Source organism: Pseudomonas sp. p21 (assembly GCF_001642705.1).
Taxonomy (GTDB): domain Bacteria; phylum Pseudomonadota; class Gammaproteobacteria; order Pseudomonadales; family Pseudomonadaceae; genus Aquipseudomonas.
Window position 1 is genome coordinate 233,341 of sequence record NZ_LWBV01000003.1, and the last position, 26,479, is coordinate 259,819.

22 protein-coding genes are annotated in these 26,479 nt (G+C 62.9%); 12 read left to right on the forward strand and 10 right to left on the reverse strand.

What is annotated here, in order from left to right; translation table 11 throughout:
* Positions 1–168: 168 nt before the first annotated feature.
* Complete coding sequence (locus A4C63_RS10555; RefSeq protein ID WP_063912620.1) at positions 169–2,187, reverse strand: alpha-1,4-glucan--maltose-1-phosphate maltosyltransferase; 2,019 nt, start codon at positions 2,185–2,187, stop codon at positions 169–171.
* 140 nt (positions 2,188–2,327) lie between these two features.
* On the opposite strand from A4C63_RS10555, the gene A4C63_RS26560 reads away from it, so the two are divergent.
* Positions 2,328–2,489 (forward strand): hypothetical protein, encoded by a 162-nt coding sequence (locus tag A4C63_RS26560; protein WP_172827510.1) that lies wholly within the window; start codon positions 2,328–2,330, stop codon positions 2,487–2,489.
* A 140-nt stretch (positions 2,490–2,629) separates the two neighbouring features.
* On the opposite strand, the gene A4C63_RS10560 is transcribed toward A4C63_RS26560, so the two are convergent.
* Positions 2,630–4,312, reverse strand: a complete 1,683-nt coding sequence (locus A4C63_RS10560; protein ID WP_063912621.1) for an AMP-binding protein — start codon at positions 4,310–4,312, stop codon at positions 2,630–2,632.
* Between the two features lie 323 nt (positions 4,313–4,635).
* On the opposite strand from A4C63_RS10560, the gene A4C63_RS10565 reads away from it, so the two are divergent.
* Genes A4C63_RS10565 through A4C63_RS10580 form a run of 4 tightly spaced genes read left to right on the forward strand, consistent with a single transcriptional unit; the run spans position 4,636 to position 10,193 of the window.
* Positions 4,636–5,799 (forward strand): isovaleryl-CoA dehydrogenase, encoded by a 1,164-nt coding sequence (locus A4C63_RS10565; RefSeq protein ID WP_025339821.1) that lies wholly within the window; start codon positions 4,636–4,638, stop codon positions 5,797–5,799.
* A 19-nt stretch (positions 5,800–5,818) separates the two neighbouring features.
* Positions 5,819–7,426 carry a carboxyl transferase domain-containing protein gene (locus tag A4C63_RS10570; protein WP_013973340.1) on the forward strand — a complete coding sequence of 536 codons (1,608 nt, stop codon included), beginning with the start codon at positions 5,819–5,821 and terminating at the stop codon, positions 7,424–7,426.
* Positions 7,427–7,428: 2 nt separating this feature from the next.
* Positions 7,429–8,244, forward strand: a complete 816-nt coding sequence (locus A4C63_RS10575) for a gamma-carboxygeranoyl-CoA hydratase (RefSeq protein ID WP_063912622.1) — start codon at positions 7,429–7,431, stop codon at positions 8,242–8,244.
* The gene (locus tag A4C63_RS10580) at positions 8,241–10,193 is read left to right on the forward strand and encodes an acetyl/propionyl/methylcrotonyl-CoA carboxylase subunit alpha (protein ID WP_063912623.1); all 1,953 of its coding nucleotides are present in this window, start codon (positions 8,241–8,243) and stop codon (positions 10,191–10,193) included. Before A4C63_RS10575 ends, A4C63_RS10580 begins: the two co-directional genes overlap by 4 nt.
* 136 nt (positions 10,194–10,329) lie before the next feature.
* Here A4C63_RS10580 and A4C63_RS10585 read toward each other — a convergent pair whose 3' ends face one another.
* Both A4C63_RS10585 and A4C63_RS10590 read right to left on the reverse strand, forming a co-directional pair.
* Entirely contained in the window at positions 10,330–10,992 is a 663-nt protein-coding gene (locus A4C63_RS10585; protein ID WP_172827520.1) for a S24 family peptidase, read from the reverse strand.
* Between the two features lie 107 nt (positions 10,993–11,099).
* On the reverse strand, positions 11,100–11,753 hold the full coding sequence (locus tag A4C63_RS10590) for a LexA family transcriptional regulator (protein WP_063912625.1): 654 nt from the start codon (positions 11,751–11,753) through the stop codon (positions 11,100–11,102).
* A 130-nt stretch (positions 11,754–11,883) separates the two neighbouring features.
* Here A4C63_RS10590 and A4C63_RS10595 point away from each other — a divergent pair, with 130 nt between their 5' ends.
* Together A4C63_RS10595 and A4C63_RS10600 are read left to right on the forward strand one after the other, a co-directional pair.
* The gene (locus A4C63_RS10595) at positions 11,884–12,195 is read left to right on the forward strand and encodes a DUF6124 family protein (RefSeq protein WP_063912626.1); all 312 of its coding nucleotides are present in this window, start codon (positions 11,884–11,886) and stop codon (positions 12,193–12,195) included.
* A 439-nt stretch (positions 12,196–12,634) separates the two neighbouring features.
* Complete coding sequence (locus A4C63_RS10600) at positions 12,635–13,150, forward strand: DUF4880 domain-containing protein (protein ID WP_063912627.1); 516 nt, start codon at positions 12,635–12,637, stop codon at positions 13,148–13,150.
* 53 nt (positions 13,151–13,203) lie between these two features.
* Here A4C63_RS10600 and A4C63_RS10605 read toward each other — a convergent pair whose 3' ends face one another.
* The 4 genes from A4C63_RS10605 to A4C63_RS10620 form a co-directional block, all read right to left on the reverse strand.
* Positions 13,204–14,394, reverse strand: coding sequence for a Bcr/CflA family efflux MFS transporter (locus A4C63_RS10605; protein WP_063912628.1), 1,191 nt, complete (start codon positions 14,392–14,394; stop codon positions 13,204–13,206).
* Between the two features lie 272 nt (positions 14,395–14,666).
* On the reverse strand, positions 14,667–15,077 hold the full coding sequence (locus A4C63_RS10610) for an SRPBCC family protein (protein ID WP_063912629.1): 411 nt from the start codon (positions 15,075–15,077) through the stop codon (positions 14,667–14,669).
* Positions 15,078–15,150: 73 nt separating this feature from the next.
* The gene (locus A4C63_RS10615) at positions 15,151–16,161 is read right to left on the reverse strand and encodes an aldo/keto reductase (protein ID WP_063912630.1); all 1,011 of its coding nucleotides are present in this window, start codon (positions 16,159–16,161) and stop codon (positions 15,151–15,153) included.
* 215 nt (positions 16,162–16,376) lie between these two features.
* Positions 16,377–17,297 (reverse strand): LysR substrate-binding domain-containing protein, encoded by a 921-nt coding sequence (locus tag A4C63_RS10620; protein ID WP_063912631.1) that lies wholly within the window; start codon positions 17,295–17,297, stop codon positions 16,377–16,379.
* Positions 17,298–17,493: 196 nt separating this feature from the next.
* Here A4C63_RS10620 and A4C63_RS10625 point away from each other — a divergent pair, with 196 nt between their 5' ends.
* The 4 genes from A4C63_RS10625 to A4C63_RS10640 all read left to right on the forward strand — a co-directional run bounded on the left by A4C63_RS10625 (position 17,494) and on the right by A4C63_RS10640 (position 21,481).
* Positions 17,494–18,243: an SDR family NAD(P)-dependent oxidoreductase gene (locus A4C63_RS10625; protein ID WP_063912632.1), complete on the forward strand. Its 750-nt coding sequence runs from the start codon at positions 17,494–17,496 to the stop codon at positions 18,241–18,243.
* Positions 18,244–18,317: 74 nt separating this feature from the next.
* On the forward strand, positions 18,318–19,616 hold the full coding sequence (locus A4C63_RS10630) for an MFS transporter (protein ID WP_063912633.1): 1,299 nt from the start codon (positions 18,318–18,320) through the stop codon (positions 19,614–19,616).
* 21 nt (positions 19,617–19,637) lie between these two features.
* A complete protein-coding gene (locus tag A4C63_RS10635; RefSeq protein WP_063912634.1) occupies positions 19,638–20,486 on the forward strand; it encodes a transketolase in 849 nt (282 codons plus the stop codon).
* Positions 20,483–21,481 carry a transketolase family protein gene (locus tag A4C63_RS10640; protein WP_063912635.1) on the forward strand — a complete coding sequence of 333 codons (999 nt, stop codon included), beginning with the start codon at positions 20,483–20,485 and terminating at the stop codon, positions 21,479–21,481. The genes A4C63_RS10635 and A4C63_RS10640 overlap by 4 nt, the downstream gene beginning before the upstream one ends.
* A 209-nt stretch (positions 21,482–21,690) precedes the next feature.
* Here the strand turns inward: A4C63_RS10640 and mdeB are convergent, their stop codons facing one another.
* Complete coding sequence (mdeB, locus tag A4C63_RS10645; RefSeq protein ID WP_063912636.1) at positions 21,691–24,351, reverse strand: alpha-ketoglutarate dehydrogenase; 2,661 nt, start codon at positions 24,349–24,351, stop codon at positions 21,691–21,693.
* A 103-nt stretch (positions 24,352–24,454) separates the two neighbouring features.
* Positions 24,455–25,486 (reverse strand): D-cysteine desulfhydrase family protein, encoded by a 1,032-nt coding sequence (locus A4C63_RS10650; RefSeq protein ID WP_156510872.1) that lies wholly within the window; start codon positions 25,484–25,486, stop codon positions 24,455–24,457.
* 102 nt (positions 25,487–25,588) lie between these two features.
* Here A4C63_RS10650 and A4C63_RS10655 point away from each other — a divergent pair, with 102 nt between their 5' ends.
* Positions 25,589–26,470, forward strand: coding sequence for a LysR substrate-binding domain-containing protein (locus A4C63_RS10655; RefSeq protein ID WP_063912637.1), 882 nt, complete (start codon positions 25,589–25,591; stop codon positions 26,468–26,470).
* Positions 26,471–26,479: the final 9 nt, after the last annotated feature.

The following is a 26,479-nucleotide window of genomic DNA, read 5'->3' on the forward strand; positions in this document are numbered from 1 at the left end:
CGACTCCTTTCAATTCCAGGTTGCTCTGGCCCCAATGCACAAGCAACTGACTTGACACGATCCCTGTGGGAGCGGGTTTACCCGCGAACACCGGCGAAGCCGGTGCCATGCTCCGCGGCGCCTGCTTCGCGGGTAAACCCGCTCCCACAGCGGATGGCGTGTACCTTGTTAACGGGCCTTTTCGATGCGCCAGATGCCGAACGGCAAATGCCAAGGCTCGATGCGCATCCATTGGGTCTTGCCGTACCACGACCAACGGTGGCCGTTCATCAGGTCCTCGCCATGGGTTTCGGCGTTGTCGTCCAGCCCCAGCTCCCAAAGCGGCAATTCGAAATGCGCCTCCTGGGCGTTGTGCGGATCGAGGCTCACCGCGATCAGGATGTAGTTGTCGCGCTCCGGTGTGCGCTTGGCGAAGTACAGGATGCTGTCGTTCCAGCAGTTGAAGAACGCCACGCCCAGGTGAGTCTGCAAGGCGCGGTTCTGCCGGCGGATGCGGTTGAGCTGGGCGATTTCGGCAATGATGTTGCCGGGCTGGCTGAAATCGCGCGGGCGAATTTCGTACTTCTCCGAATCCAGGTACTCCTCCTTGCCCGGCAGTGGCGTGCCTTCGCACAGCTCGAAGCCCGAGTACATGCCCCACAGCCCCGACCCCATGGTGGCCAGCGCCGCACGAATGAGGAAACCGGCACGGCCGGAGGTGTGCAGGAAGTACGGGTTTATATCCGGCGTGTTGACGAAGAAGTTGGGCCGGTAGCACTGGCTCCACGGCGGCTGGTTAAGCTGCTCGAAGTACTCGCGCAGCTCCTGTTTGTGATTGCGCCAGGTGAAGTAGGTGTAGCTTTGCGCATAACCGACCTTGCCCAGGCGCGCCATCATCGCCGGCCGGGTAAAAGCCTCGGCAAGGAAAATCACCTCGGGGTGTTGGCTACGCACATTGGCGATCAGCCATTGCCAGAACGGCAGTGGCTTGGTGTGCGGGTTGTCGACGCGGAAGGTTTTCACCCCCTCCTCGACCCAGCCGACCACCACGTCACGCAAGGCCAGCCATAGCGAGGGCACGGCGTCGGGTGCGTAGAAATCGACGTTGACGATGTCCTGGTACTTCTTCGGCGGGTTCTCGGCATAGCGGATGGTGCCGTCCGGGCGCCAGCTGAACCAGCCGGGGTGTTCCTTGAGCCAAGGGTGGTCCTGGGAGCACTGGATGGCGAAGTCGAGGGCGATTTCCAGGCCGTGTTCGGCCGCCGCGGCCACCAGGCGGCGGAAGTCGTCGCGGCTGCCCAGTTGCGGGTGGATTGCCTCGTGGCCGCCTTCCGGGCTGCCGATGGCATACGGACTGCCCGGGTCGCCGGGCTCGGCTTTCAGGGCATTGTTACGGCCCTTGCGGTGTTGCATGCCAATGGGATGAATGGGCGGGAAGTACAGCACGTCGAAGCCCATGTCGCGGATCATCGGCAGGCGCTCGTGCACATCATTGAAGGTGCCGTGGCGCTCGGGGCTGTCGGTGATCGAGCGCGGGAACAGCTCGTACCAGCTGGCGAATTGCGCCGCCGGGCGGTCGACATCGACGGGGAATTCGCGGCTGCGGGCCAGGTAGCTGCGGTGCTCGGCGTCGCTCATCAGGCGGGCGGTGGCCGGGTCGAGAAACAGCGCCACCTGGTCGTCGGCATCTAGCGTGGAAAGGCGCTGCTGTATGGCCTGGAGTTCCTCGCGCAGGGCACCGTTGCACAGCTCGATGCCCTTGCCCAGCATCAACCGGCCTTCCTCCAGCTCCAGCCTGACCTCGACACCGGCGTGGTACTTCTTCTCCAGGTCGTGACAATAGGTGGCGAACGGGTCGATCCAGGCCTCGATGCTGAACAGGTGCGGGCCCAGTTCGGTGGGGGTGAACTCGGCCAGCCACAGGTCGTTGCCCGGCGAATGCATGGGCACGCAATGCCAGCGCCGGCTGTGGGCCTGGCGCCAGTTGAGCATCACCGCCAGGCGGTCGTGGCCGTCGCTGTAGACCTTGCTGCTGACCGACACTGGTTGGCCACTGATGGCCTTGGTGGCGAAGGTACCGGCTTCGAGCACGGGTTGGGTGTCTTCGATCACGATGCGCGGCGCCAGCAGCGCCTGGGACAGGCTGATGGCCTGGTCCGGGTGATCGTTGGCCATGGGCACGCTTTCGAAGGGCTCGTTTCGTGACATCGGACCTTGCTCCCTCAGGCTGGTAGCGGTAAGGGTTCAGAGCCGGGCACAGGCGTGGGGTTCAATAAAATTGAGCGAACGGCAGCTGCCAGGAGTCGAAGCCTGCAGCACCTCTTCAATTACCCATGCGAGGTCAGGCCATGAACATTCCCATTCCACCGGAGACACCCGACCCCAACATCGACGACCCGAGCCTGCCGCCGCCCGTGCCGGAAGAAGCCCCGGACGAGCTGCCGATCAAGCCGACCGTGCCGCCGACGGTGGGCGACCCGCCCAACCAGGAGCCGCCGGTAGAGGCTTAAGGGTAGACCAGGATTCTGTGCTGGCAGCGCCGGCCTCTTCGCGGGCACGCCCGCTCCCACAAGTACTTCACACAGCCCGAGGGCAATGAAATACCTGTGGGAGCGGGCGTGCCCGCGAAAGGGCCGGCAGCATCAGTACATCAACCAGCAGTCAGCGCCGAAATCTCCGCCACACTGATCTCCCGCATGCGGAACTTCTGCACCTTGCCGGTCACCGTCATCGGGTACTCGTCGACGAAGCGGATATGCCGCGGCACCTTGAAGTGTGCAATACGCGCCTTGCACCAGCCCTGCAGTTCCTCGACCGTGGCACTGTGCCCCGGGTGCAGCTTGATCCAGGCGACGATCTCCTCGCCATAACGGCTGCACGGAATGCCGATCACCTGCGCATCGGCCACCGCCGGGTGGGTGTAGAAGAACTCTTCCAGCTCACGCGGGTAGATGTTCTCGCCGCCGCGAATGATCATGTCCTTGTTGCGCCCGACGATGCGTACGTAGCCGTGCTCGTCCATCACCGCCAGGTCGCCCGAGTGCATCCAGCCGGCCGGGTCGATGGCATCCGCCGTGGCCTGGGGGTTGTCCCAGTAGCCGAGCATCACGCTGTAGCCACGGGTGCACAGTTCGCCGATCTCGCCGCGCGGGACGATGCAGCCGTCGGCGTCCACCAGCTTGTTCTCCAGCTGCGGCTGGGTGCGCCCCACGGTGGTCACGCGCAGTTCCAGGCCGTCGTCCGGGCCGGTCTGCAGCGACACCGGGCTGGTTTCGGTCATGCCGTAGGCGATCTGCACTTCGGCCATGTGCATCTGGTCGATGACCCGGCGCATCACCTCGATCGGGCAGGTGGCGCCGGCCATGATGCCGCTGCGCAGGGTCGACAGGTCCATTTGCGCACGCGCGGGGTGGTCGAGCATGGCGATGAACATGGTCGGCACGCCATAGAGAATGCTGGCGCGCTCTTCGGCCACGGCGCGCAGGGTGAGCTCGGCGTCGAAGGCGTCGTTGGGGTAAATCATGGTGCTGCCATGGGTGATACAGCCGAGGTTGGCCATGACCATGCCAAAGCAGTGGTACAGCGGTACCGGGATCACCATGCGGTCACGTGCGGTCAGGCCCAGGCTTTCACCGACCATGAAGCCATTGTTGAGGATGTTGTAGTGGCTGAGCGTAGCGCCCTTCGGCGCGCCGGTGGTGCCGGAGGTGTACTGGATATTCACCGGCTGGTCGAACTGCAGGCTTTGCTGGCGCGCCGCGTAGGCCTCGACGGAGGTCTGCCCTGCCCGCTCGGCCAGCGCTTGCCAAGGCAGGAAGCCTGCCGGCGGATTGGCGGCCAGGCTGACCACACCGCGCAGGTCGGGCAGGCGTGCACTGGCCATTTCACCCGGGGTGGCGCTGGCCAGCTCTGGTGCCAGTTCCTGGACCATGGCGTGGTAGTCGGACGTCTTGAAGGCATCGGCACACACCAGCCAGCGGCAGCCGGACTGGCGCAGCACGTATTCCAGCTCGCCCACGCGGTAGGCCGGGTTGATGTTGACCAGGATGGCACCGACCTTGGCGCTGGCCAGCTGCAGGATGCACCACTGGGCGCAGTTGGGCGACCAGATGCCGACCCGGTCGCCGGTGTTCACGCCCAAGGCCATCAAGGCACGGGCATGCACCTCGACCTGCCCGGCCAGCTGCCGCCAGCTGTAGCGCAAGCCCTGATGGCGCGACACCAGGGCCTCGCCGTCGGCGCAACGGGCCACGGTGGCATCGAAGGCTTGGCCGATGGTCTGGGTCAGCAAGGCTTGGTCCTGGCGACCGCGGGTATAGCTTGGTTGACTCATGGGTGTCCCTTCTTGTGGTTGTTCTGGGCACGACTGAAGCAAGCGGGAATACTCTGGCGCAGATTTACGTTTACGTAAAGGTGATGAGTCGATTGACAGTGACCGCCCACAGGTTTACGTTAACGTAAAGGTGATGAACGACACCGTCCCTCAGGCTTGACGCCGAACCCTGTGGGAGCGGGCGTGCCCGCGAATGCGATCACTCAGGCAATGACGGTGGTCCTGCTGACGCATTCGCGGGCACGCCCGCTCCCACAGGGTCCGGCGCCAGATCCTTGGGCCAGGGTGTTTCCCATATTTCAAGAACAACAAGGTGCCCCAGCATGCATTACCCCACCCTGAACTTCGCCCTGGGCGAAACCATCGACATGCTCCGCGACCAGGTGCGCACCTTCGTCGCCGCCGAACTGGCCCCGCGCGCCGCGCAAATCGACCACGACAACCTGTTCCCGGCCGACATGTGGCGCAAGTTCGGCGACATGGGGCTGCTGGGCATCACCGTGCCGGAAGAATACGGCGGTGCCGGCCTGGGCTACCTGGCCCACGTGGTGTCGATGGAAGAAATCAGCCGTGGCTCGGCCTCGGTGGCCCTGTCCTACGGCGCCCACTCCAACCTCTGCGTCAACCAGATCAACCGCAACGGCAGCCACGAGCAGAAGCTCAAGTACCTGCCCAAGCTGATCAGCGGCGAGCACATCGGCGCCCTGGCCATGAGCGAGCCCAACGCCGGTTCCGACGTGGTATCGATGAAGCTGCGCGCGGAAAAGCGCGGCGACCACTACGTGCTCAACGGCAGCAAGACCTGGATCACCAACGGCCCCGACGCCAACACCTACGTGATCTACGCCAAGACCGACCTGGACAAGGGCGCGCATGGCATCACCGCGTTCATCGTCGAGCGTGACTGGAAAGGCTTCAGCCGCAGCAACAAGTTCGACAAGCTGGGCATGCGCGGCTCCAACACCTGCGAGCTGTTCTTCGACGGCGTCGAAGTACCGGAAGAAAACATCCTCGGCCAGCTCAACGGTGGCGTGCGCGTGCTGATGAGCGGCCTGGACTACGAGCGCGTGGTGCTGTCCGGCGGCCCGACCGGCATCATGCAAAGCTGCATGGACCTGGTGGTGCCCTACATCCACGACCGCAAGCAGTTCGGCCAGAGCATCGGCGAGTTCCAGCTGATCCAGGGCAAGATCGCCGACATGTACACCCAGCTCAACGCCAGCCGCGCCTACCTGTATGCCGTGGCCCAGGCCTGCGACCGTGGCGAGACCACCCGCAAGGATGCCGCCGGGGTGATCCTGTACACCGCCGAACGCGCCACGCAAATGGCCCTGGAGGCGATCCAGATTCTGGGTGGCAACGGCTATATCAACGAATTCCCGGCAGGCCGCCTGCTGCGCGACGCCAAGCTGTACGAGATCGGTGCCGGCACCAGCGAAATCCGCCGGATGCTGATCGGCCGCGAACTGTTCAACGAAACCCGCTGAGCACAGGGGACGCGCGCACATGGCTACCTTGCACACCCAGATCAACCCGCGTTCGGCGGAGTTCGCCGGCAACAGCGCGGCCATGCTCGAACAGGTCCAGGCCCTGCGCGGCCTGCTCGCCCAGGTGGCCCAGGGCGGCGGGCCCAAGGCCCAGGAGCGGCACACCTCGCGTGGCAAGCTGCTGCCACGCGAGCGCATCGACCGCCTGCTGGACCCGGGCTCGCCGTTCCTCGAAATCGGCCAACTGGCCGCCCATGAGGTATATGGCGAAGACGTGCCTGCTGCGGGCGTAATCGCCGGCATCGGCCGCGTCGAAGGCGTGGAATGCATGATCGTGGCCAACGACGCCACGGTCAAAGGCGGTTCCTACTACCCGCTGACGGTGAAGAAGCACCTGCGTGCGCAGACCATCGCCCTGCAGAACCGCCTGCCGTGCATCTATCTGGTGGACTCCGGCGGCGCCAACCTGCCACGCCAGGATGAAGTGTTCCCCGACCGCGAGCACTTCGGGCGGATCTTCTTCAACCAGGCCAACATGAGCGCATTGGGCATTCCGCAGATTGCCGTGGTGATGGGCTCGTGCACCGCCGGCGGTGCCTACGTGCCAGCGATGGCCGACGAAGCGATCATGGTGCGCCAGCAAGCGACCATCTTCCTCGCCGGCCCACCCTTGGTAAAGGCCGCCACCGGTGAAGTGGTGAGTGCCGAAGACCTTGGCGGCGCCGATGTGCACTGCCGCACCAGCGGCGTGGCCGACCACTACGCCGACAACGACGAACACGCCCTGGCGCTGGCCCGACGCAGCGTGGCCAACCTCAACTGGCACAAGCTGGGCAAGCTGCAACGCCTGGCCCCGGTGGCCCCCCTGTACGCCGCCGACGAGCTGTACGGCGTGGTGCCGGCCGATGCCAAGCAACCATTCGACGTACGCGAGGTGATCGCGCGCCTGGTCGACGGCTCGGTGTTCGATGAATTCAAGGCGCTGTTCGGTACCACCTTGGTGTGCGGCTTCGCCCACCTGCACGGCTACCCGGTGGCGATCCTGGCCAACAACGGCATCCTGTTCGCCGAGGCCGCGCAAAAAGGCGCGCACTTCATCGAGCTGGCCTGCCAACGCGGCATCCCGCTGCTGTTCCTGCAGAACATCACCGGTTTCATGGTCGGTAAAAAGTACGAGGAAGGCGGCATCGCCAAGCACGGCGCCAAGCTGGTCACCGCCGTGGCCTGCGCCCAGGTGCCGAAGTTCACGGTGATCATCGGTGGCAGCTTCGGTGCCGGCAACTACGGCATGTGCGGCCGGGCGTACGACCCGCGCTTCCTGTGGATGTGGCCCAACGCGCGGATTGGCGTGATGGGGGCCGAACAGGCCGCCGGCGTGCTGGCCCAGGTCAAACGCGAACAGAGTGAGCGCAGTGGCCACCCGTTCAGCGCCGAGGACGAAGCCCGGCTCAAGCAGCCGATCCTTGACCAGTACGAGCATCAGGGCCACCCCTACTATTCCAGCGCCCGCCTGTGGGACGACGGTGTCATCGACCCGGCACAGACCCGCGACGTGCTCGGCCTGGCGTTGTCCGCCGCGCTGAACGCACCGATCGAACAGAGCCGCTTCGGCATTTTCCGGATGTGACCATGAGCGATTTCAGCACCCTCGAAGTGATCCGCGACCCGCGCGGCTTCGCCACCCTGTGGCTGAGCCGCGAGGACAAGAACAACGCCTTCAACGCGCAGATGATCCGCGAACTGATCGTCGCCCTCGACCAGCTGGCCGAGGACGCCAGCCTGCGCTTCGTGCTGTTGCGCGGCCGTGGCCGACACTTCAGCGCCGGCGCCGACCTGGCCTGGATGCAGCAGTCGGCGCAGCTGGACTTCAACACCAACCTGGATGATGCCCGCGAGCTGGGCGAGCTGATGTACGCCCTGCACCGCCTCAAGGCGCCGACCCTGGCCGTGGTGCAAGGCGCGGCCTTTGGCGGCGCACTGGGCCTGATCAGCTGCTGCGACATGGCCATCGGTGCCGAAGATGCCCAGCTGTGCCTGTCGGAAGTGCGCATCGGCCTGGCACCGGCAGTGATCAGCCCGTTCGTGGTCAAGGCCATCGGTGAGCGTGCTGCACGCCGCTATGCCCTTACCGCCGAGCGTTTCAGCGGCCTGCGGGCCCGCGAACTGGGCCTGCTGGCCGAGGTGTACCCGGCCAGCGAACTGGACGCCCAGGTTGAAGCCTGGGTGGCCAACCTGCTGCAGAACAGCCCGCAAGCACTGCGTGCCACCAAGGACCTGCTGCGCGAAGTGGACGACGGCGAACTCAGCCCGGCCCTGCGCCGCTACTGCGAAAACACCATCGCCCGCATCCGCGTCAGCGCCGAAGGCCAGGAGGGCCTGCGCGCCTTCCTGGAAAAACGCCGCCCCGCCTGGCAAACCGATGACAAGAAGGAGCCGCGCCCATGAGCCGCCCCGCTTTGACCACCCTGCTGGTCGCCAACCGCGGCGAAATCGCCTGCCGGGTGATGCGCACCGCCAAGGCCATGGGCCTGACCACTGTCGCCGTGCACAGCGCCACCGACCGTGATGCCCGGCACAGCCGCGAAGCCGATATCCGCGTCGACCTCGGCGGCACCAAGGCTGCCGAAAGCTACCTGCTGGTCGACAAGCTGCTGGCCGCCGCCAAGGCCAGCGGCGCCCAGGCCATCCACCCGGGCTATGGCTTCCTGTCCGAGAACGCGGGCTTTGCCCGCGCCATCGAAGAGGCCGGGCTGATCTTCCTCGGCCCACCGGCCAGCGCCATCGACGCCATGGGCAGCAAGTCGGCGGCCAAGGCGCTGATGGAAGCCGCTGGCGTGCCGCTGGTGCCGGGCTACCACGGCGAAGCCCAGGACCTGGACACCTTCCGCGCCGCCGCCGAACGCATCGGCTACCCGGTGCTGCTCAAGGCCAGTGCCGGCGGCGGTGGCAAGGGCATGAAAGTGGTCGAGGAGGAAAGCCAGCTGGCCGACGCCCTGGCCTCGGCACAGCGTGAGGCGCAGTCATCGTTCGGCGATGCGCGCATGCTGGTGGAAAAATACGTGCTCAAGCCTCGTCACGTGGAAATCCAGGTATTCGCCGACCAGCACGGCAACTGCCTGTACCTCAACGAGCGTGATTGTTCGATCCAGCGTCGTCACCAGAAAGTGGTGGAAGAAGCCCCAGCACCAGGCCTGTCACCCGAATTGCGCCGGGCCATGGGTGAGGCGGCGGTACGCGCAGCCCAGGCCATCGGCTACGTGGGCGCCGGTACCGTGGAGTTTCTGCTCGATGCCCGCGGCGAGTTCTTCTTCATGGAGATGAACACCCGCCTGCAGGTGGAGCACCCGGTCACCGAAGCCATTACCGGCTTGGACCTGGTGGCCTGGCAGATTCGCGTGGCCTGCGGCGAGGCCCTGCCGATTACCCAGGACCAGGTGCCGCTGATCGGCCATGCCATCGAAGTGCGCCTGTACGCCGAAGACCCGGCCAACGAATTCCTGCCCGCCACCGGCAAGCTGGCGCTGTACCGCGAGTCGGCAGCCGGCGAAGGGCGACGGGTGGACAGCGGGGTCAGCGAAGGCGATGTGGTGTCGCCGTTCTACGACCCGATGCTGGGCAAGCTGATCGCCTGGGGCGAAGACCGCGAACAGGCACGCCTGCGCTTGCTGGCCATGCTCGACGAGTTTGCCATTGGCGGGTTGAAGACCAACATCGCCTTCCTGCGGCGCATTCTCGCCCACCCGGCGTTTGCGGCAGCGGAGCTGGATACCGGCTTCATTCCGCGTCACCAGGCGGTTTTGCTGCCCGCGCCGCAAGCGCTGCCGGCAGGCTTCTGGGAAGCGGCGGCCGAGGCCTGGCTGCAGGGTCAGGCCGCACATCAGCGGGAGGACGACCGCAGTTCGCCATGGGCCGAGCGCAACGGCCTGCGCCTTGGCTTGCCGGCGCGCAGCAGCCTGCATCTGGTGAGTGGCGGGCAGGACCAGGCAGTTGCCTTGGAGCGCAGCGCTGCGTCTACCTGGCAGCTGGTGGGCGAGCAGTTGGTGCATGACCAGGCGGGCGTGCGTCGCCAGCATCTGGCGATCCGCCGCGGTGGCACGCTGTACCTGCACTGGGAGGGTGAGATGCATGCCATCGAGGCCTTCGACCCGATTGCCGAGGCCGAGGCCAGCCATAGCCACCAGGGTGGCCTGGGTGCGCCCATGAACGGCAGCATCGTGCGGGTACTGGTAGCGCCTGGGCAGGTGGTGGAAGCGGGTACGGCGCTGGTGGTGCTGGAAGCCATGAAGATGGAGCACAGCATTCGCGCGCCGCATGGCGGCACGGTGAAGGCGTTGTTCTGCCAGGAAGGGGATATGGTCAGCGAAGGGACGGTGCTGGTCGATTTGGCAGAGTAAGCGTCCTGGGTGCCGCTTTGCGGCCCTTTCGCGACACAAGGCCGCTCCCACAAGTACCGCGCCAACCCCAAGGCATGCACCGTACCTGTGGGAGCGGCCTTGTGTCGCGAAAGGGCTGCGCAGCAGCCCCGGCAATCTAGAAGGAGCCATGCACTCGCACGACCACCCCCAGAAACTCGCAGCCATCCTCACACAACAGCGCCGGGTAGTTGCTGTTAAGTGCCTTCAGGTACCGTTGCCCACCTTCCTCCGCCAACTCACGGAAGATCGCCGGTTTGCCCGGCTGACGAGCAATAACCAAACTCCCTGGCTCGGCATCTACCCCAGGGTCCACCAACATCCGCATGCCCTGCGGCACACTGCGCCCACTGACAGCACTCATCGCATCATTCTCGACGGTCAGCCAGAACGCCTTGCCCTGGGCCAGGTAGTCCGTCTGCTCGAAAACACCAGGCTCCGCCCCCTCTGCAACACCTAGCTCATCCCAACCCAGCACCGGGTAGCGGAAGCACACGATGTATTGCATGAGGTCCACGTCGTCATCGGCCCCATCCATCTCGTAAACGCTCCGCTCCCCGTCCTGCCCCTGAATGCGCAGCTGCAAGCTGACGCTGTAATGGGGCATGCCAATCTCGACGAGCGTGCGATTCATCGACTCGATCTTCGGCTGACGCCGCTTGTTCACCCAATGCCCCACGCTGCCTTGAGACACGCCAACGCGCTCGGCCAGCTGTTCCTGAGTGAGCCCTAGCTCTTCCATCCGGTTACGGACCAGGGCGATCCATTTATCCATATTCATCGCTGCCATGAGCCTCCTGCAAAGGCGTGCGTCACGATCAAACCCGACGCGACCGCTGTAGGAGCGGCCTTGTGTCGCGACAGGGCTGCACAGCAGCCCCCGGCAAGCTAGAAAACCTCGTGCCCCCGCACGACCACGCCCAGAAACTCGCAGCCTTCTTCACACAGGACTGTCGGATAGCGCGTATTCAGCGGCTTGAGCATCTTGTCTCCGCCCTCCTCGACCAACTGCCGCAATACTGCCGGCCGCCCGGGCTGCCGCGCGATTACCAACCTCCCTGGTTCTGCGGGCAGGCCGGTATCCACCAGCACACGCATGCCCTCAGGCACGCTCTTGCCGCTGGCGGCATTCATCGAGTCGTTTTCCACCACCAACCAGAATGCATTGCCTGCGGGCATATAGTCCGTCTGTTCGTGGGCCTTGCTTGTCTCTGGCAAAGGCCCCTGCAAGTCAGCCCAACTCAGCACCGGGAAGCGAAAGCTCGCATACAGCAGCGCTTCGGCCGAAACCGGCTGTTCAGCCGCATAGTGACCAGGCGATTCGCGCACGATATCGCGCTCCACCACCATGACTTGGGCTTCCAGAAACACCAGCCCAAGTTTTTCGAGCTTTTCGTTGATGGTTTCCAGCGTCGGCCGCCGCGTGCCACGCAGCCAATGCCCCACGCCCCCCTGAGTCATGCCCAGGCGTTCGGCCAGCTTCAGTTGGCTGAGATTGTGTTCGCGCTTGTAGCGCTTGAGAAATGCGTTCCAGTTTTCCATGAGCGGCAACAATACGGACTGTATTACTCGCAGCAATACACAATCTGAATTATTTATTTTTAGATAGATAGTACAGACTGACCTATCCTGTGATTCCCGCGTGTTTGAAGGGAAATCAGAAGGTATCGCGATGAAACATCCGAAAAACGACGAAACAGATCTCGACAGCGAAGCCGCCCGCCGCGCTCTCGACTACTACCTCAACCCCAACCCGCCGCGTCCCACTCTGGACAACAAGATCTGGACCCTGCACCAGGGCGTAACCACCGACCAGGCGCAGGAGCACGCCATCGCCCTGCTGCGCTGCGCCGCCGCCACCGCACAGGAGACCGCCACCCACCAGCAGGGCAGCCAGCGCGAGCTGACCTTCGCCCTGATGCACATGATGGACATGGCCCGCGCACTGCTGGAGCACAAACGCACCGGGGAACCGGGTTTGTAGAGACGAAAAGAAGGGAGAGAACGTGATGGCCGGGTAACGGCAAAGCCCCGATTGCCGGGACAAGGAAGCGCACCGGTAAAACTTTTTTACCGGATTAGCGAAAATTCATTTGACTGGCAAATGATAACGATTATTATTGCACTCAGCTGATCGCAAGATCTGCTGGATAACCTGGAGCTTAGGTCGCTCTCAGATTATCTCCTCATCAGGCTAATCACGGTTTTTGACCCGGCTTTTTGCTGGGTCTTTTTTTTGGCTCTTCAGGCTAATGAAGATCGTGATGGCGCGCATGATAGCAAAGGTGTTTCAGGGCGTGAACGCTCATTACAAAACTTTGCGGAATCAGCACTTGAGAATCAATCTCGTTTCACCTACGCTGATCACGCATCACGGAAGATGCCCCCACCCCTCTCCCCCTTACCAGAGCAAGGAGCTGTCCATGACCCGTCTGCTGCTGCCCCTTGAGCACCCAGGCCCTGCTGCCGAACATCATGTCGACGACGCCCTGCTGTACGCCCTGAAGCGCCTGCCACGGCGTGTGCAACAGGTGTTCCTGCTCAACCGCCTCGACCAACTGGATTTCGCCAGCATCGCCGCCCGCCTCGACCTGCCATTGGCGAGCATCGAGCGGCACATGGACCAGGCACTGCAGGCCGGCCGCTCGCGCCGGGATGTGCTGGCGAGTGTTGCCGGGCAATGGTACGTGCGCTTGCAGAGCCCACAGGTGACGGCGTGCGAGCGGATTGATTTTCGCCGTTGGCTGGATGCGGACATGGCGAATCTGCAGGCGTTCCATGACACGGAACTGCACTGGCGCAGCCTGTTGGCACCGGCACGGCAACTGGGCCAGGACGGCTGGTACCGGCAAGGTCGGGCGGCACTGTCGTTGGGCGGCTGTTCGGTTGCGGTCGGACTTGGCGTGGCGGCGTTGGTGCTGTTCGGTATCTGGGCCTGATCAACACCTCAGCTACGCCGTAATCGCTTTCACTGAGGATGGCTCGCTTGCTATCAAGTTCGAGTGCTCGATAGCGTTTCCGTCAGGCATGCAAGCAGTAGCCATCCGCACAAACTTACACCCAGGAACAAAAGCCCCAGGCTCATCGGCAGTTCGCTTTCGACGCCAGCAACAAGACTGCCAGCCAAACCACCACCTACGAACAACAACGTCGTATTGAGCGACGCTGCCGCACCGGCCTGATGCGGGTAGCGCGCCAACGCTTGGGTCGTTGCAGCAGGACGCACCAGCGTTGTCCCGGTCGTGCAGATGATCATCGACAGCAGCAGCCCCGCCACCGTCAATCCCGCTAGCTGCTCCCAGATCAACAGTGTGATGCCCCCGGCAGCTATAAGCAGGAATCCTGTCTTGATCTGAACCTGCGGGCTTACACGATTGTTCAAGTAGGTCGCAGCTGCTCCGCCAGCGATATACGCAAGCCCATAGGCGATAAATACCACCGAGAATTGATATGGCGTCAGCCCCAGGCGGTCCATCAACGCCAATGGCGCGACCACGATGAAGGAAAAATGGCAGGCAAACGCGAGGCTGGACAGCAGGGAGTGCGCAAGATAGGTCGTATCACGCAGCATGACCCAATAGCTGCGCATGCCCGAACTACGGCCTCGCGATGCAGGCGTGTCCTGCAGCAATGCATATGACAGGCATGAAACGATCACGGCTATGAAAGCGAATACCGTAAAGCTGCCTTTCCAGCCAAAGGATTGTTGGAGAAAAGCGCCTGCGACCGGTGACAACGAGATGAACAGCCCACTTGCGCTGGTCAGCAGGATACGCATGGCATTGCGCTGTCTACCACTGTACAGATCCTGCACGAGCGCCTGGCCTAGCACGAAACTCCCGCAACCCAGGGCCTGCAGCAAACGGAACGCCATGAACGTCTCATAGCGGGTTGAAAGTACACAACCCACTGCCCCTGCAATGGACACTCCCAACCCAGCGAGCAACAACCGCTTGCGCCCCATGCCATCCGACAATGGCCCGATCACGATTTGCGCCAAGGCAACACCAAACGCAAAGAAGCTCACCGAGTAGGCTATCTGCTGTGACTCGACGTGAAACTCGTCTGCGAGCGCCGGGAATGATGGCAGGATTACATCCAGCGGGAATACACCCAATAGACACAACAGAATCAACAAGGCCGAGCACAGAAAGCTCCTGGGTGAACACAAGGGCCGGTTCACGCTACTAACCCCGGTTTTCTTGTATTGCCGGAAAAGGTCACTGGAATCTCCCTGGAAGCGCCGAACCCTGATGGTAGCGACACCCTAAAGGTGTACAAACAGGACTGGGCAGTGAAACTTCCGATAGAGCCGTAGGACCTCTCCCTTGTCACTGATTGCCGATGAGTTCTGGTGCTACCTGGAAACTCTGCTGACGTGTTAGCCGGCCCCCAGCGACGTCCCAGGGTTCGAATCCTGACACTGTCGCCGGGCAAGCCCTTCCAGAAAACCGCTTAGCCTTCCAGCCCTTTCTTCAGCGCCGCCAGGCCATCTTCGTAGATGCCGGCGAACAGCGCAGTCGCTTCAGCATCGTTGACACCCACCGGCTCGAACGAACCGAACCATTCCACACGAGAGCCGCTACCTTCAGCCACCACGCGCAGGGTCGACTGGTAGTCACGTACTGGCGCTGGGCCGCTGAGGATGGTGTAGCTGTAGCTGCGGCCGGCCTCGTTGAAGTCCAGCAGGCGCTCGATGATGGTGTCGCCAGCCACGCTCTTCAGGGTGCGGACGCGGCCGCCTTCGCTCAGGGTGCTTTCGGGAATGAACGGCAGCCAGTCGGGCAGCGCGTCGAAACCGCCAATCAGTTGCCAGACGCGATTGGCATCGGTTGCCAGGGTGATGGAAGCTTGTGCAGTTGCCATGGTGATTCTCCTCGGGGCGTGGCCCCATTGATTCGGGGTAGACAGGGCCGCCATGCGGCCCTGCAAGATCGGTTTAAACAGCAGGCACCGGAGCCTGGGCGTTGATCAGCCCTTGCTGGCGCAGGTCGTTCCAGAAGGCCATCGGAATCACCTTGCTCAGGGCGGCGAGGTCTTCGTTGGCGTGTGCAGGGCGGGTGGAGCCCGGGATCACCGAGACCACGGCCGGGTGGGCCAGGGCGAACTGCAGGGCCGCCGCCTTCACGTCCACGCCATGGGCACGGGCCACGGCACGGATGCGCTCGAGCTTGGCCAGCACCGGCTGGGTGGCTTTCTGGTACTCGAAGTGCTCGCCGCCGGCGGTAACACCCGAGCTGTACGGGCCACCCACGACAATGCCGACACCCTGCTCCACCGCTTGCGGCATGACGCGTTGCAGTGCGCGGTCGTGGTCCAGCAGCGAGTAGCGGCCGGCCAGCAGGAAGCCGTCCGGACGGGCTTCTTCCAGGTCGAGGGTCAGCTCGATCGGCTCAACGCGGTTCACACCCAGGCCCCAGGCCTTGATCACACCTTCTTCACGCAGACGGGTCAGTACGCGGAAGGCACCGGTACGGGCGACTTCGAACTGGCTCAGCCATTCGTCACCGTAGAAGTCCTGGGCGATGTCGTGGATCCAGACGATGTCCAGGCGGTCGGTCTTCAGGCGGCGCAGGCTGTCTTCGATCGAGCGTAGGGTGGCGTCGGCACTGTAGTCGTTGACGATGCGGTTGCGGTTGCCGTGCTCGAACAGGCCGCTTTTTTCGCCCAGTTCACGGGCAGCCGGGTCTTCCAGTTCGTCGAGGATGATGCGGCCGACCTTGGTGCTGAGCACGTACTCGTCACGTGGGCGACCGGCCAGGGCATTGCCCAGGCGGCTTTCGGAGAGGCCGGCACCGTAAAACGGCGCGCTGTCGAAGTAGCGCACGCCGTTGTTCCAGGCGGCATCGACGGTAGCCTGTACTTCGTCTTCAGGCACGTTGCGGAACATGTTGCCCAGTGGGGCGGTACCGAAGCCCAGCGGGTTGGTGATAAGGGATTTGAGGTTCATGTGCATTTTCCTGATGAGGGAGTCGGTTGTGAACTCCAGTGGCTGCAATCCTATGCGCCACCCACCAAGACCGTCCAAGTCATATTTCGAACGACTTTAGACCTTTTATGCAACACCACTCAATCGTGCTTCACTATGCCTGTATCCCACCATGGCATCGATGCGATAGCGATCAGCCCCTTGTTGCCCCCAACAGTCTGTCGTGCGGACTGCTCTCAGTAATTGAAATCATGACCTAGCTGGCCCTGCACCCATTCAAGGAATTGTCGAACCCTGCGGGTTTCAGCATGGCCTCGAGGAAAGACCAGGTGGTGGGCACTGACGGGCGTCGCCAGATCTTCTGCAAATACCGGTACCAACTCGCCGCGGGCGATATAGTCCTGCGCCAGCAGGGAACTCTCCAAGGCCAGCCCATACCCATGGCTGGCGGCCTCCAGGCTCATGTAGGAGCGATCGAAGCTCAGTGCGTAGGGGGACTGAGGCAACGCCACACCTTGCTGGGCGAACCATTGGGGCCATTGCACCAACGCGGCTTCCGACAGGATCAGGTTCTGCCCCAGCAGATCGCTGGGCTGCTCGATAGACGTACGCTCGAGAAGCCGTGGCGAGGCCAGCACAGTTGCACGTTCATGTCGGATGGTGCGCACTTCCAGGCTGGGCCAGTTGGGGTAGCCATGACGAATATCCAGGTCGATCTGATGACGGCCGAAGTGCAGCGACTCGTAGGAGCACGACAGGTTGATCTGGATTTGCGGGTGACTGTTACGAAAATGGTCCAGGCGCGGTAGCAACCAGAGCAGGCCGAAGCTAGGCGCGGAATGAAGCCGCAGGCAATCGAAGCCCACCGAGTTGCCAGCGCGCTCGGTGGCAGTAGCCAGGCTCTGCAATATGCCTGACACCTCGCGCAGGTACTGCTCGCCTGCCGGGGTCAGCGCAACACCGCGTGCCTCGCGAATGAACAATGGGCGACCGATCAAGGCTTCCAGATTGGCAATCTGGTGGCTCACCGCAGAGGGCGTGAGGTTCAACTGCTCTGCGGCACGTGCGACGTTGGCGAAACGAGCAACTTGCTCGAAGGCCTGAATTGCTTTCAGGGAAGGGATCTGAGGAAGTTTTCGAAGGTTGTCCAGGCTCATGACCATTCCTGAAGGATTCACAGCGGTACCAAGGCTTTTACCTTTCTGTAAGCCCCAGGCACAAGTCGAGGGCTGAATTTTTTTCAGCACCGGGTGAAAGAGGCAGCGTTGCTCGGGGTGCTGTCCGGGACGAAGCTGTGCCTATCGGCTCTGCCGGAACCGTCGCTCACAACAATAATCATCTGGAGCAACCTCGATGCTGTTAACAGGAAAATTTGCCGTGATCACCGGCGCGGCCTCTGCCCGAGGTATTGGCCGGGCAACAGCCCAGGCGTTTGCCGACCAAGGCGCCAGAGTCGCCATCCTGGACCTGGACGCTACTGCCGCAGCCGAAGCTGCCGCTTCACTTGGCGAAGGCCACCTTGGCCTGGCTGCCAACGTTGCCGATGAAGCACAGGTACGTGATGCCATCGCCCAGGTACTCGCGCAATTCGGTCGGATCGACGTGCTGGTAAACAACGCCGGTATCACTCAACCGGTGAAAACCCTGGAAATCACCGGGGCTGACTATGACCGGATTCTCAACGTGAACCTGCGTGGCACATTGTTGATGTCCCAGGCGGTGATCCCAGCCATGCGTGCGCAACGCGCCGGCAGCATCATCTGCATGTCGTCGGTGTCTGCCCAACGTGGTGGCGGCATCTTCGGTGGCCCCCACTACAGCGCAGCGAAGGCTGGCGTGCTCGGTCTGGGCAAGGCGATGGCCCGTGAACTGGGACCGGACAATATTCGCGTCAACTCGATCACGCCAGGCCTGATTCACACTGACATCACCGGTGGCCTCATGCAGGATGAGCGCCGTCACGCCATCATCGAAGGCATCCCGCTGGGCCGCCTGGGTGAGGCGCGCGATGTCGCCAATGCGGCATTGTTCCTGGCCAGTGACCTGTCCAGCTACCTGACGGGCATTACCCTGGATGTCAACGGCGGGATGCTGATCCACTGAGCATCCGGTGCATCGTGACCTGCACCTGACCCGGCGCAGGTCACGCGTTCGATAACAACAAGAGATCAGAACGAATGACCACAATAGCGCTCGATGCGGCATCCGTCGCACGCAGCAGCGCCTACCGTAAAACGGCCTGGCGACTGATGCCTTTTCTCATGCTCTGCTACCTGTGCGCCTATCTGGACAGGGTCAATGTCGGCTTTGCGAAGCTGCAGATGATGGACGACCTTGCCCTTTCCGAAGCGGTCTACGGACTGGGCGCTGGCATGTTCTTCATTGGCTACTTTCTCTGCGAGGTGCCCAGCAACATCATTCTGCACAAAGTGGGCGCTCGACGCTGGATCGCTCGCATCATGATCACCTGGGGCATCATCTCGGCGATGTTCGCCCTGGTAGAGACAGCCTGGCAATTCTATACCCTGCGCTTTTTGCTGGGGATCGCCGAAGCAGGCCTGGCACCGGGGCTTCTGCTGTACCTGACCTATTGGTTCCCGTCTTACCGCCGGGCGAAGATGACCGCGCTGTGGTTCATCGCGATTCCGCTCTCGGGCATGATCGGTGGCCCCTTGTCGGGCTGGATCATGGAGCGCTTTGCCGGCGTACACGGCTGGGCGGGCTGGCAGTGGATGTTCCTGCTCGAAGCCATCCCCACCGTGCTGGTGGGCATCCTGGTGCTGAGCTACCTGAAGGATGGCGTCGATCAGGCCCACTGGTTGAGCGACGAAGAAAAAGCCCTGGTGCGCAAGGAACTGGCTGAAGACGAGCAACACAAGGTGAACCACGGCTCGGTGGCCGAATTCATCCGCGACCGTCGGCTCTGGTTGCTGGCGGGTATCTACTTCTGCGTGGTGATGGGCCAGTACGCAATCACGTTCTGGCTACCTACGCTGGTACGCAATGCCGGCGTCCACGAACCTTTGCACATCGGCCTGCTGACCAGCCTGCCGTACCTGTGTGCCATCGTCGCGATGCTGTTGGCCGGGCGCAGTGGCGACCGTCACCGTGAACGCCGCTGGCACCTGGCGATCCCCATGCTGATCGGCGCACTTGGCCTGAGCCTCGCCGCAGCACTGGGCAGCAGCCTGACGCTGTCGATCCTCAGTCTGTGCCTGGCTGCGGCAGGGGTGCTGTCCGCCTCCTCGCTGTTCTGGATGCTGCCCACCACGTTGCTGGGAGGTGTCTCGGCGGCAGCAGGCATCGCGGCGGTGAACAGTTTTGCCAACCTCGCCGGTTTCTGCTCGCCGTACCTGATCGGCTGGGTCACTACCACCTTGGGCAGCAATGCCATCGGCATGTATCTCATCACGGCCGTACTCATGTTTGGCGCCTTCCTGGTGTCGCGAGTACCGGCCCATCTGGTCAATCGTTGATTCGATAAAGGAGTCACCTCAATGACTGCTGTGCCTACCTACACTGAGGCGCTGCCGCTGGCTGTGCGCGCCCGAAATATCCGCCACCACGCATTGCGCATGGGGCAAGTCCAGGGCCAGGGCTATGTCGGCCAGGCTCTGGGCGCCGCCGACTTGCTGGCAGTAGCGTATTTCCATGCGCTGCGCATCGACCCCGGCAACCCCGAATGGGAGCAACGCGACCGCTTCTACCTGTCCATCGGGCACTACGCGATCGCCCTCTATGCCGCACTGATCGAGGCCGGCGTAATCCCCGAGGAGGAGCTTGAAACCTACGGTAGCGACGACAGCCGCTTGCCCATGTCCGGTATGGCTGCCTACACCCCAGGCATGGAGATCACCGGTGGCTCGCTCGGCCACGGCTTGGGCATCGCCGTCGGCGCTTGTCTCGGGCTCAAACGCAAGGGGTCGGACAGCTGGGTGTACAACCTGCTGTCCGATGGCGAGCTCAACGAGGGCTCGACCTGGGAGGCTGCCATGTCGGCCAGCCATTGGCGGCTGGACAACCTGATCGCCATCATCGATGTGAACAACCAGCAGGCGGATGGTCATTCCAGTGAGGTACTGGCCTTCGAGCCAATCGTCGACCGCTGGCAAAGCTTTGGCTGGTTCGTCCAGCGAGTGGACGGCAATGACCTGGATGCGCTGGTCGGCGCCTTCGACCAGGCCCGCGCCCACACCGGGGCACAACCGCGCGTCATCATCTGCGATACCCGCATGGGCAAAGGCGTGCCTTTCCTGGAAAACCGCGACAAGACGCACTTCATTCGCGTCGATGAAAACGAATGGGACCTCGCCCTCAAAGCGCTGGACGCCGGGAGCCAAGCATGAGCACTGTGAACTCACCCAAGAAACGCCTGACCACCTCGGCCATGATCGCCTCGATTGCCGCCGACGGTCAGCCGACCCGCCCTGCCCCGTTCGGCCATGCCTTGGCAAGCCTGGCCGAGCACCGTCAGGATATAGTTGGACTGAGTGCCGACCTGTCCAAGTACACCGACTTGCACATCTTCGCCAAAGCCCACCCCGAGCGCTTCTATCAAATGGGCATGGCCGAACAATTGCTGATGAGCGCCGCCGCCGGCATGGCACGGGAAGGCATGACCCCCTTTGCCACCACTTATGCGGTGTTCGCTTCCCGTCGGGCTTATGACTTCATCTGCATGGCAATCGCAGAAGAGAACCTCAACGTCAAGATCGTCTGTGGGCTACCTGGCCTGACCACCGGTTATGGCCCTAGCCACCAGGCCACGGATGACTTGGCCATCTTCCGGGCGATGCCCAACCTGATGATCGTCGACCCCTGCGATGCGCTGGAGATCGAACAGGCTGTGCCAGCGATCGCCGCCCATCAGGGTCCGGTCTACATGCGGCTGCTGCGCGGCAACGTACCCTTGGTGCTCGATCGCTACGACTACCAGTTCCAGCTGGGCAAGGCACAGGTGCTGCGCGGTGGCCGAGACGTGCTGTTGATTGCCAGTGGCCTCATGACCATGCGCGCCCTGGAGGCTGCGGAGCAGTTGCAAAAGGACGGCGTGGATGTGTCGGTGCTGCACGTGCCTACCATCAAACCGCTCGATGAACAGACCATCCTCGCCGAGGCACGCAAGCCTGGCCGCCTGGTGGTCACGGCGGAAAACCATTCGATCATAGGGGGCCTGGGGGAAGCAGTGGCGGGCGTACTGCTGCGCAATGGGGTCACACCCACCTTCCGCCAGATCGCGCTACCGGATGCGTTTCTCGATGCGGGTGCACTGCCGACTTTGCATGACCGATACGGGATCTCCACTGACGCTGTGTCGAGGCAGATCAAGGCGTGGCTTTAACCGTAACGACGGATAGAACCTGAGGCGGCGGATGGCACCGGCTTTGCCGGTGCTCGCGGGTGAATCGGGCTCCCACAAATTACGCGCAAGGTTCAAGGGCTGCGCAAATCTTGTGGGAGACTCCATGGAATCTTTAGCACGCCAAATGCTGGGGCAACCGGCTGGCCCCGCGGGTTGCCGGCCAAGCACGCTGGCCGGCTTGCAGATACTCAGCGGTTCCAGGGTGCCTCGGCGTGTGCGTCGATGCCATAACGCAGCCGCGCTGCGGCGTGCTTGCCAGGATCGATGCCTGCCAATGCCGCCAGGGCAATGTGCTGACGATCAACCTCGAAGAAGCGACGCAGTGCCGAGCGCGTGTCACTCCGGCCAAAGCCATCGGTACCCAGGGCGGTGAACGGCGCGCTGACATGGGCAGCGATCAACTGGGCATAGGCGCGCACGTAGTCACTGGCCGCCACCACCGGCACAGGGCCGGGCAGGCAGCGCTGCAAGTGGCTCTGCCCTTCGCACTGGCTGCCGAAAAGGCGCTGGCGCTCTACCTCGCGAGCATCGCGTGCCAGCTCCGAGAAACTGGTGACACTCCAGATCTGGCTGCTGATACCCCAGTCCTGCAGCAGCTCGGCGGCGGCGATCACCTCCCGCATGATGGCGCCGGAACCCAGCAGGCGTACCGCAGGCTCCGCCGTTCCGCGCGTGCCGTACAGGCGCATGCCACGGATCACATCGAAGTGTTCGCTGTCCTGCAGCGGGGCCTGGGTGTAGTTCTCGTTGGTCACCGTCAGGTAGTAGAACTCATCGCACTGCTGCTCGAGCATGCGTCGGCTGCCATGGTCGATGATCACGGCCGCTTCGCTGGCGAACGCCGGGTCGTAGGCGCGGCAGTTAGGCACCGTCGAGGCGATGAGCTGGCTGGTACCGTCCTGGTGTTGCAGGCCCTCGCCCGCCAGGGTAGTGCGGCCAGCGGTGGCACCGATCAGGAAACCACGGGCGCGCTGGTCGGCAGCCGCCCAGATCAGGTCGCCGATGCGCTGGAAACCGAACATCGAATAGTAGATATAGAACGGCAGCATCGGCTCGCCGTTGACGCTGTAGGAGGTCGCTGCGGCGACCCACGAAGAGACAGCACCGGCTTCGGTAATGCCCTCCTCCAGCAACTGGCCGTCGGTGGATTCCTTGTAGTACAGCAATGCACCGGCGTCTTCCGGTTCGTAGAGCTGGCCAACAGGTGAATAGATGCCAACCTGGCGGAACAGATTGGCCATGCCAAAGGTACGCGCCTCGTCGGCCACGATGGGCACGATGCGTGGGCCGAGCTGCTTGTCCTTGAGCAGGTTGGTGAAGAGCCGGACCACGGCCATCGTGGTGGAGATTTCCCGATCGTCAGGGGCCAGGGCGAACCGCGCATAGTCGGCAAGCGGCGGTACCGCGATGCTGGGGGCCAGGCTGGTGCGTCGAGGCAGGTAACCACCCAGCGACTGCCGACGGGCATGCAAGTAGCGCAGTTCTGGGCTGTCATCGTGCGGTCGATAAAAGCGCATCTCCTCCACTGCCTGGTCATCCAGCGGTAGCGCAAAACGGTCCCGAAACGCCTTGAGCGCCTCGACGTCCAGTTTCTTCTGTTGGTGCGCGGTGTTGCGCGATTCGCCGGCCTGGCCCATGCCAAAGCCTTTCTTGGTCTTCGCCAGGATGACCGTCGGGTGCCCCTTGTGGCGCTTCGCTGCGTCGAATGCAGCGTGCAACTTGCGAAAATCGTGGCCGCCGCGACGCAGGCCATCGATTTCGGCCGGGCTCATATGAGCGACCAGCGCGTGCAGCTCCGGGTCGAGGTCGAAGAAATGCGCAAGGTTGTAGGCTGCATCGTTGGCACCCAGGGCCTGGTACTGGCCATCGACGGTGCTGGCCAGGCGGCGCAGCAGAACGTGGTGGTGATCCCGGGCGAACAGGGCATCCCAGCCCGAGCCCCAGACCACTTTGATAACGTTCCAGCCAGCACCCTTGAACAGCGATTCCAGCTCCTGGATGATTTGCCCGTTACCGCGCACAGGCCCGTCAAGCCGCTGCAGGTTGCAGTTGATCACGAAGGTGACATTGTCCAGCTTCTCCCGTGCGGCAAGCGACAGTGCTGCGACCGATTCCGGCTCGTCCATCTCGCCATCGCCGAATACCCCCCAGACATGACGCCCTTCGGTCGAGGCGATACCACGGTGTTGCAGGTAGCGCAGGAAGCGGGCCTGATAGATCGAGCTGATCGGGCCGATGCCCATGGAGCCGGTCGGAAACTGCCAGAAGTCCGGCATGAGCCAAGGGTGGGGATAGGAGCACAGCCCGCCGCCATCCACCTCCTGCCGATAACGCTCGAGTTGCTGTTGCTCCAGCCGGCCCTCCAGGAAAGCGCGGGCATAGACACCTGGCGCGGAATGCGGCTGGAAATACACCAGGTCGCCTTTGCCTTGTGCAGTATCGGCACGGAAGAAATGGTTGAAGCCCACTTCGAAGATTTCCGCGGCAGAGGCGTAACTGGCGATATGGCCGCCCAGCTCGCCATAGGCCTTGTTCGCCTTGGCCACCATGGCCAGCGCGTTCCAGCGAATGATCGAGGTAATGCGCTCTTCCATCGCCAGATCACCGGGGTACTCCGGTTGCTGTCCCACGGCGATGGTGTTCTGGTAAAGCGAGTATGGGTTGGCAGCGATTCGAGCCCCCAGGTGGCCGGCATGCTCGGCCAGGCGTTGCAGCAGGAATTCCACCCTCCCACTGCCCTCGGTGCGAGCGACGCCCTCCAGGGCATCCAGCCACTCGCTCGTCTCGACGGTATCAACATCTTCAGTACCTTGATCGGCGATCCTGGGCACTTGAATCGGGTTACTCATTTCACACGACCTCAGGTAATTGAAACGACAGCCGCGGGTGCGCCTACTTAGGGTAGACCCCACATTCATCATGCGCAGGCATAAGCACCCGGCGCACTCGTACCTATGCGCCCTGCAGGGCCGACCGATAAGCGAAGATCCCCGGTGCACCGCCGGTCATCAACAGCAAGATGTTGTCACCCTGTGCGTACAAGCCGCTTTCCAGGTCGGCGACCAGGCCGGCGAACGCTTTTCCGGAGTAGACCGGATCAAGCAACAGCCCCTCGGAACGGGCCATGAGTTGCAACGCCGACAACATGGCCTTCGTCGGAACACCATAGCCCGCGCCGCGATGTGCACCATCGACGGCAATCATTGGCGGCTCGATAACCTGCTCGCTGCCAAGCAGTTCCAAGGTCTGCCGGGTAAGTTCAAGCGTGCGACGGTGCGATTCAGACGCTTCGGCAAGTACCGCAAAGGACTTGATGAAGCCCGGCGCCCGCCCCATTGCAGCAAACCCGGCGGCCATGCCCGCATGGGTGCCGGAACTGCCATTGGCCATGACCATGTGCGTGAACTTCAGGCCCATGCTGGCTTCCTGCCGGGCGATTTCCAGCGCGGCCTTGGCATAGCCCAGGCCCCCCACGGCTGTCGAGCCGCCGGTAGGAATAACCTTGACCTTGCAGCCCTGCATTTGCAGTTCCTGTGCACGGGTGTCGGCCCAACTCGCCGTGGTAAAGCCTTCAGGCACGATATGCACGACGGCCCCGAACAGCTCATCCAGAAGCATATTGCCGTTGTGCTCGTACTCTTCATCGTCCCGGGGTACGGCACGGCTCAGCACAAGTTCGCAACGCATGCCCAGCTTCGCACAGGCTGCCGCAGTCAAACGTGCATGATTGGATTGCAGCCCGCCCATTGTCACGACCACATCCACCTTGTCTCGAAGGGCCTCGCCAAGATGAAACTCAAGCTTTCGCAGCTTGTTGCCACCGCCGCCCAAGGCCATGTAATCGTCACGCTTGGCGAACAGCTTGATGCCGCGCTTCAGCAGCCCGAGCGAACGCTCAAGGCCTTCAAGGCGCTGAATGGGTGTTGGCCGGTCGACGAGGCTGACTTGTGGAAAATGTTCGAGCAGCGAATGCAAGGGCGCCACGGGGCATACCTCATTGATGACTTGACAGTCTTCACGGTAAGCAAAAACAATTTGTTAATAAATACAGGTATTGTTCAATCATATTTAACCAGGAGTTAAAATATGGACCGCCTGCGCGCCATGGAGGTATTTGTCAGCGTCGCCGAACAGGGCAGCTTCAGCCAGGCCGCCGAGCACCTGGACCTGTCAGTGGTAATGGTGAGCAGGTATATCCGCCAACTTGAAGATGCAATGCAGGTCGAACTGATCCAGCGCAGTACCCGGCGCATGCACGTCACCGAAGCAGGCCGCGTGTTCTACGAAGAGTCCAGGCAGGCACTGGACCAGGTTCGCAAGGCCTATGAGCGCGTTGAAAGCTTGCAACAGGCACCCAGCGGACTATTACGTATCAGCGCCCCCATGACCCTGGGCTCGTCGCTGCTCGCGCCGCTGGTTGCCGGCTTTCTCACCGAACACCCGGACGTGCGCGTTGATCTGGTGCTCAGCAACAGTGTCGTCGACCTGATGGCCGAGGGGTTCGATGCTGCTTTGCGCATTGGCAACCTGGGTGATGCAGATCTGGTGGCCAAAGCACTGCGCCCCTATCGCATGGTGATCTGCGCCGCCCCCGGCTACCTGGACAGGCACGGGCGCCCAGCCGTTCCGGCAGACCTGGCCGGGCATAGGTTACTGGCGCACTCCACATGGACCAACCGTTTCACCTGGCCCTTGCTGGACGCTGGCAAGGAATACCCCTGGCCAGAACACTGGGTGCTGAAAAGCAACGATGGCCAGGCACTGCGGCTGGCCGCCCTGGCAGGCAACGGGATCCTGCTGCAACCCGAATTCCTGGTGGCCGAGGACCTTCGCGCAGGGCGTCTGGTCACGCTGCTTGACGACTTCCTGCCCGCTACCCGCCCGGTCAACCTGGTCTATCTGCGCCAGCGCAGCGCGCTACCCAAACTGGATGCCTTCATTCGCTACATCCTGAGGCATGCGGGGTAAGGGGCCGCG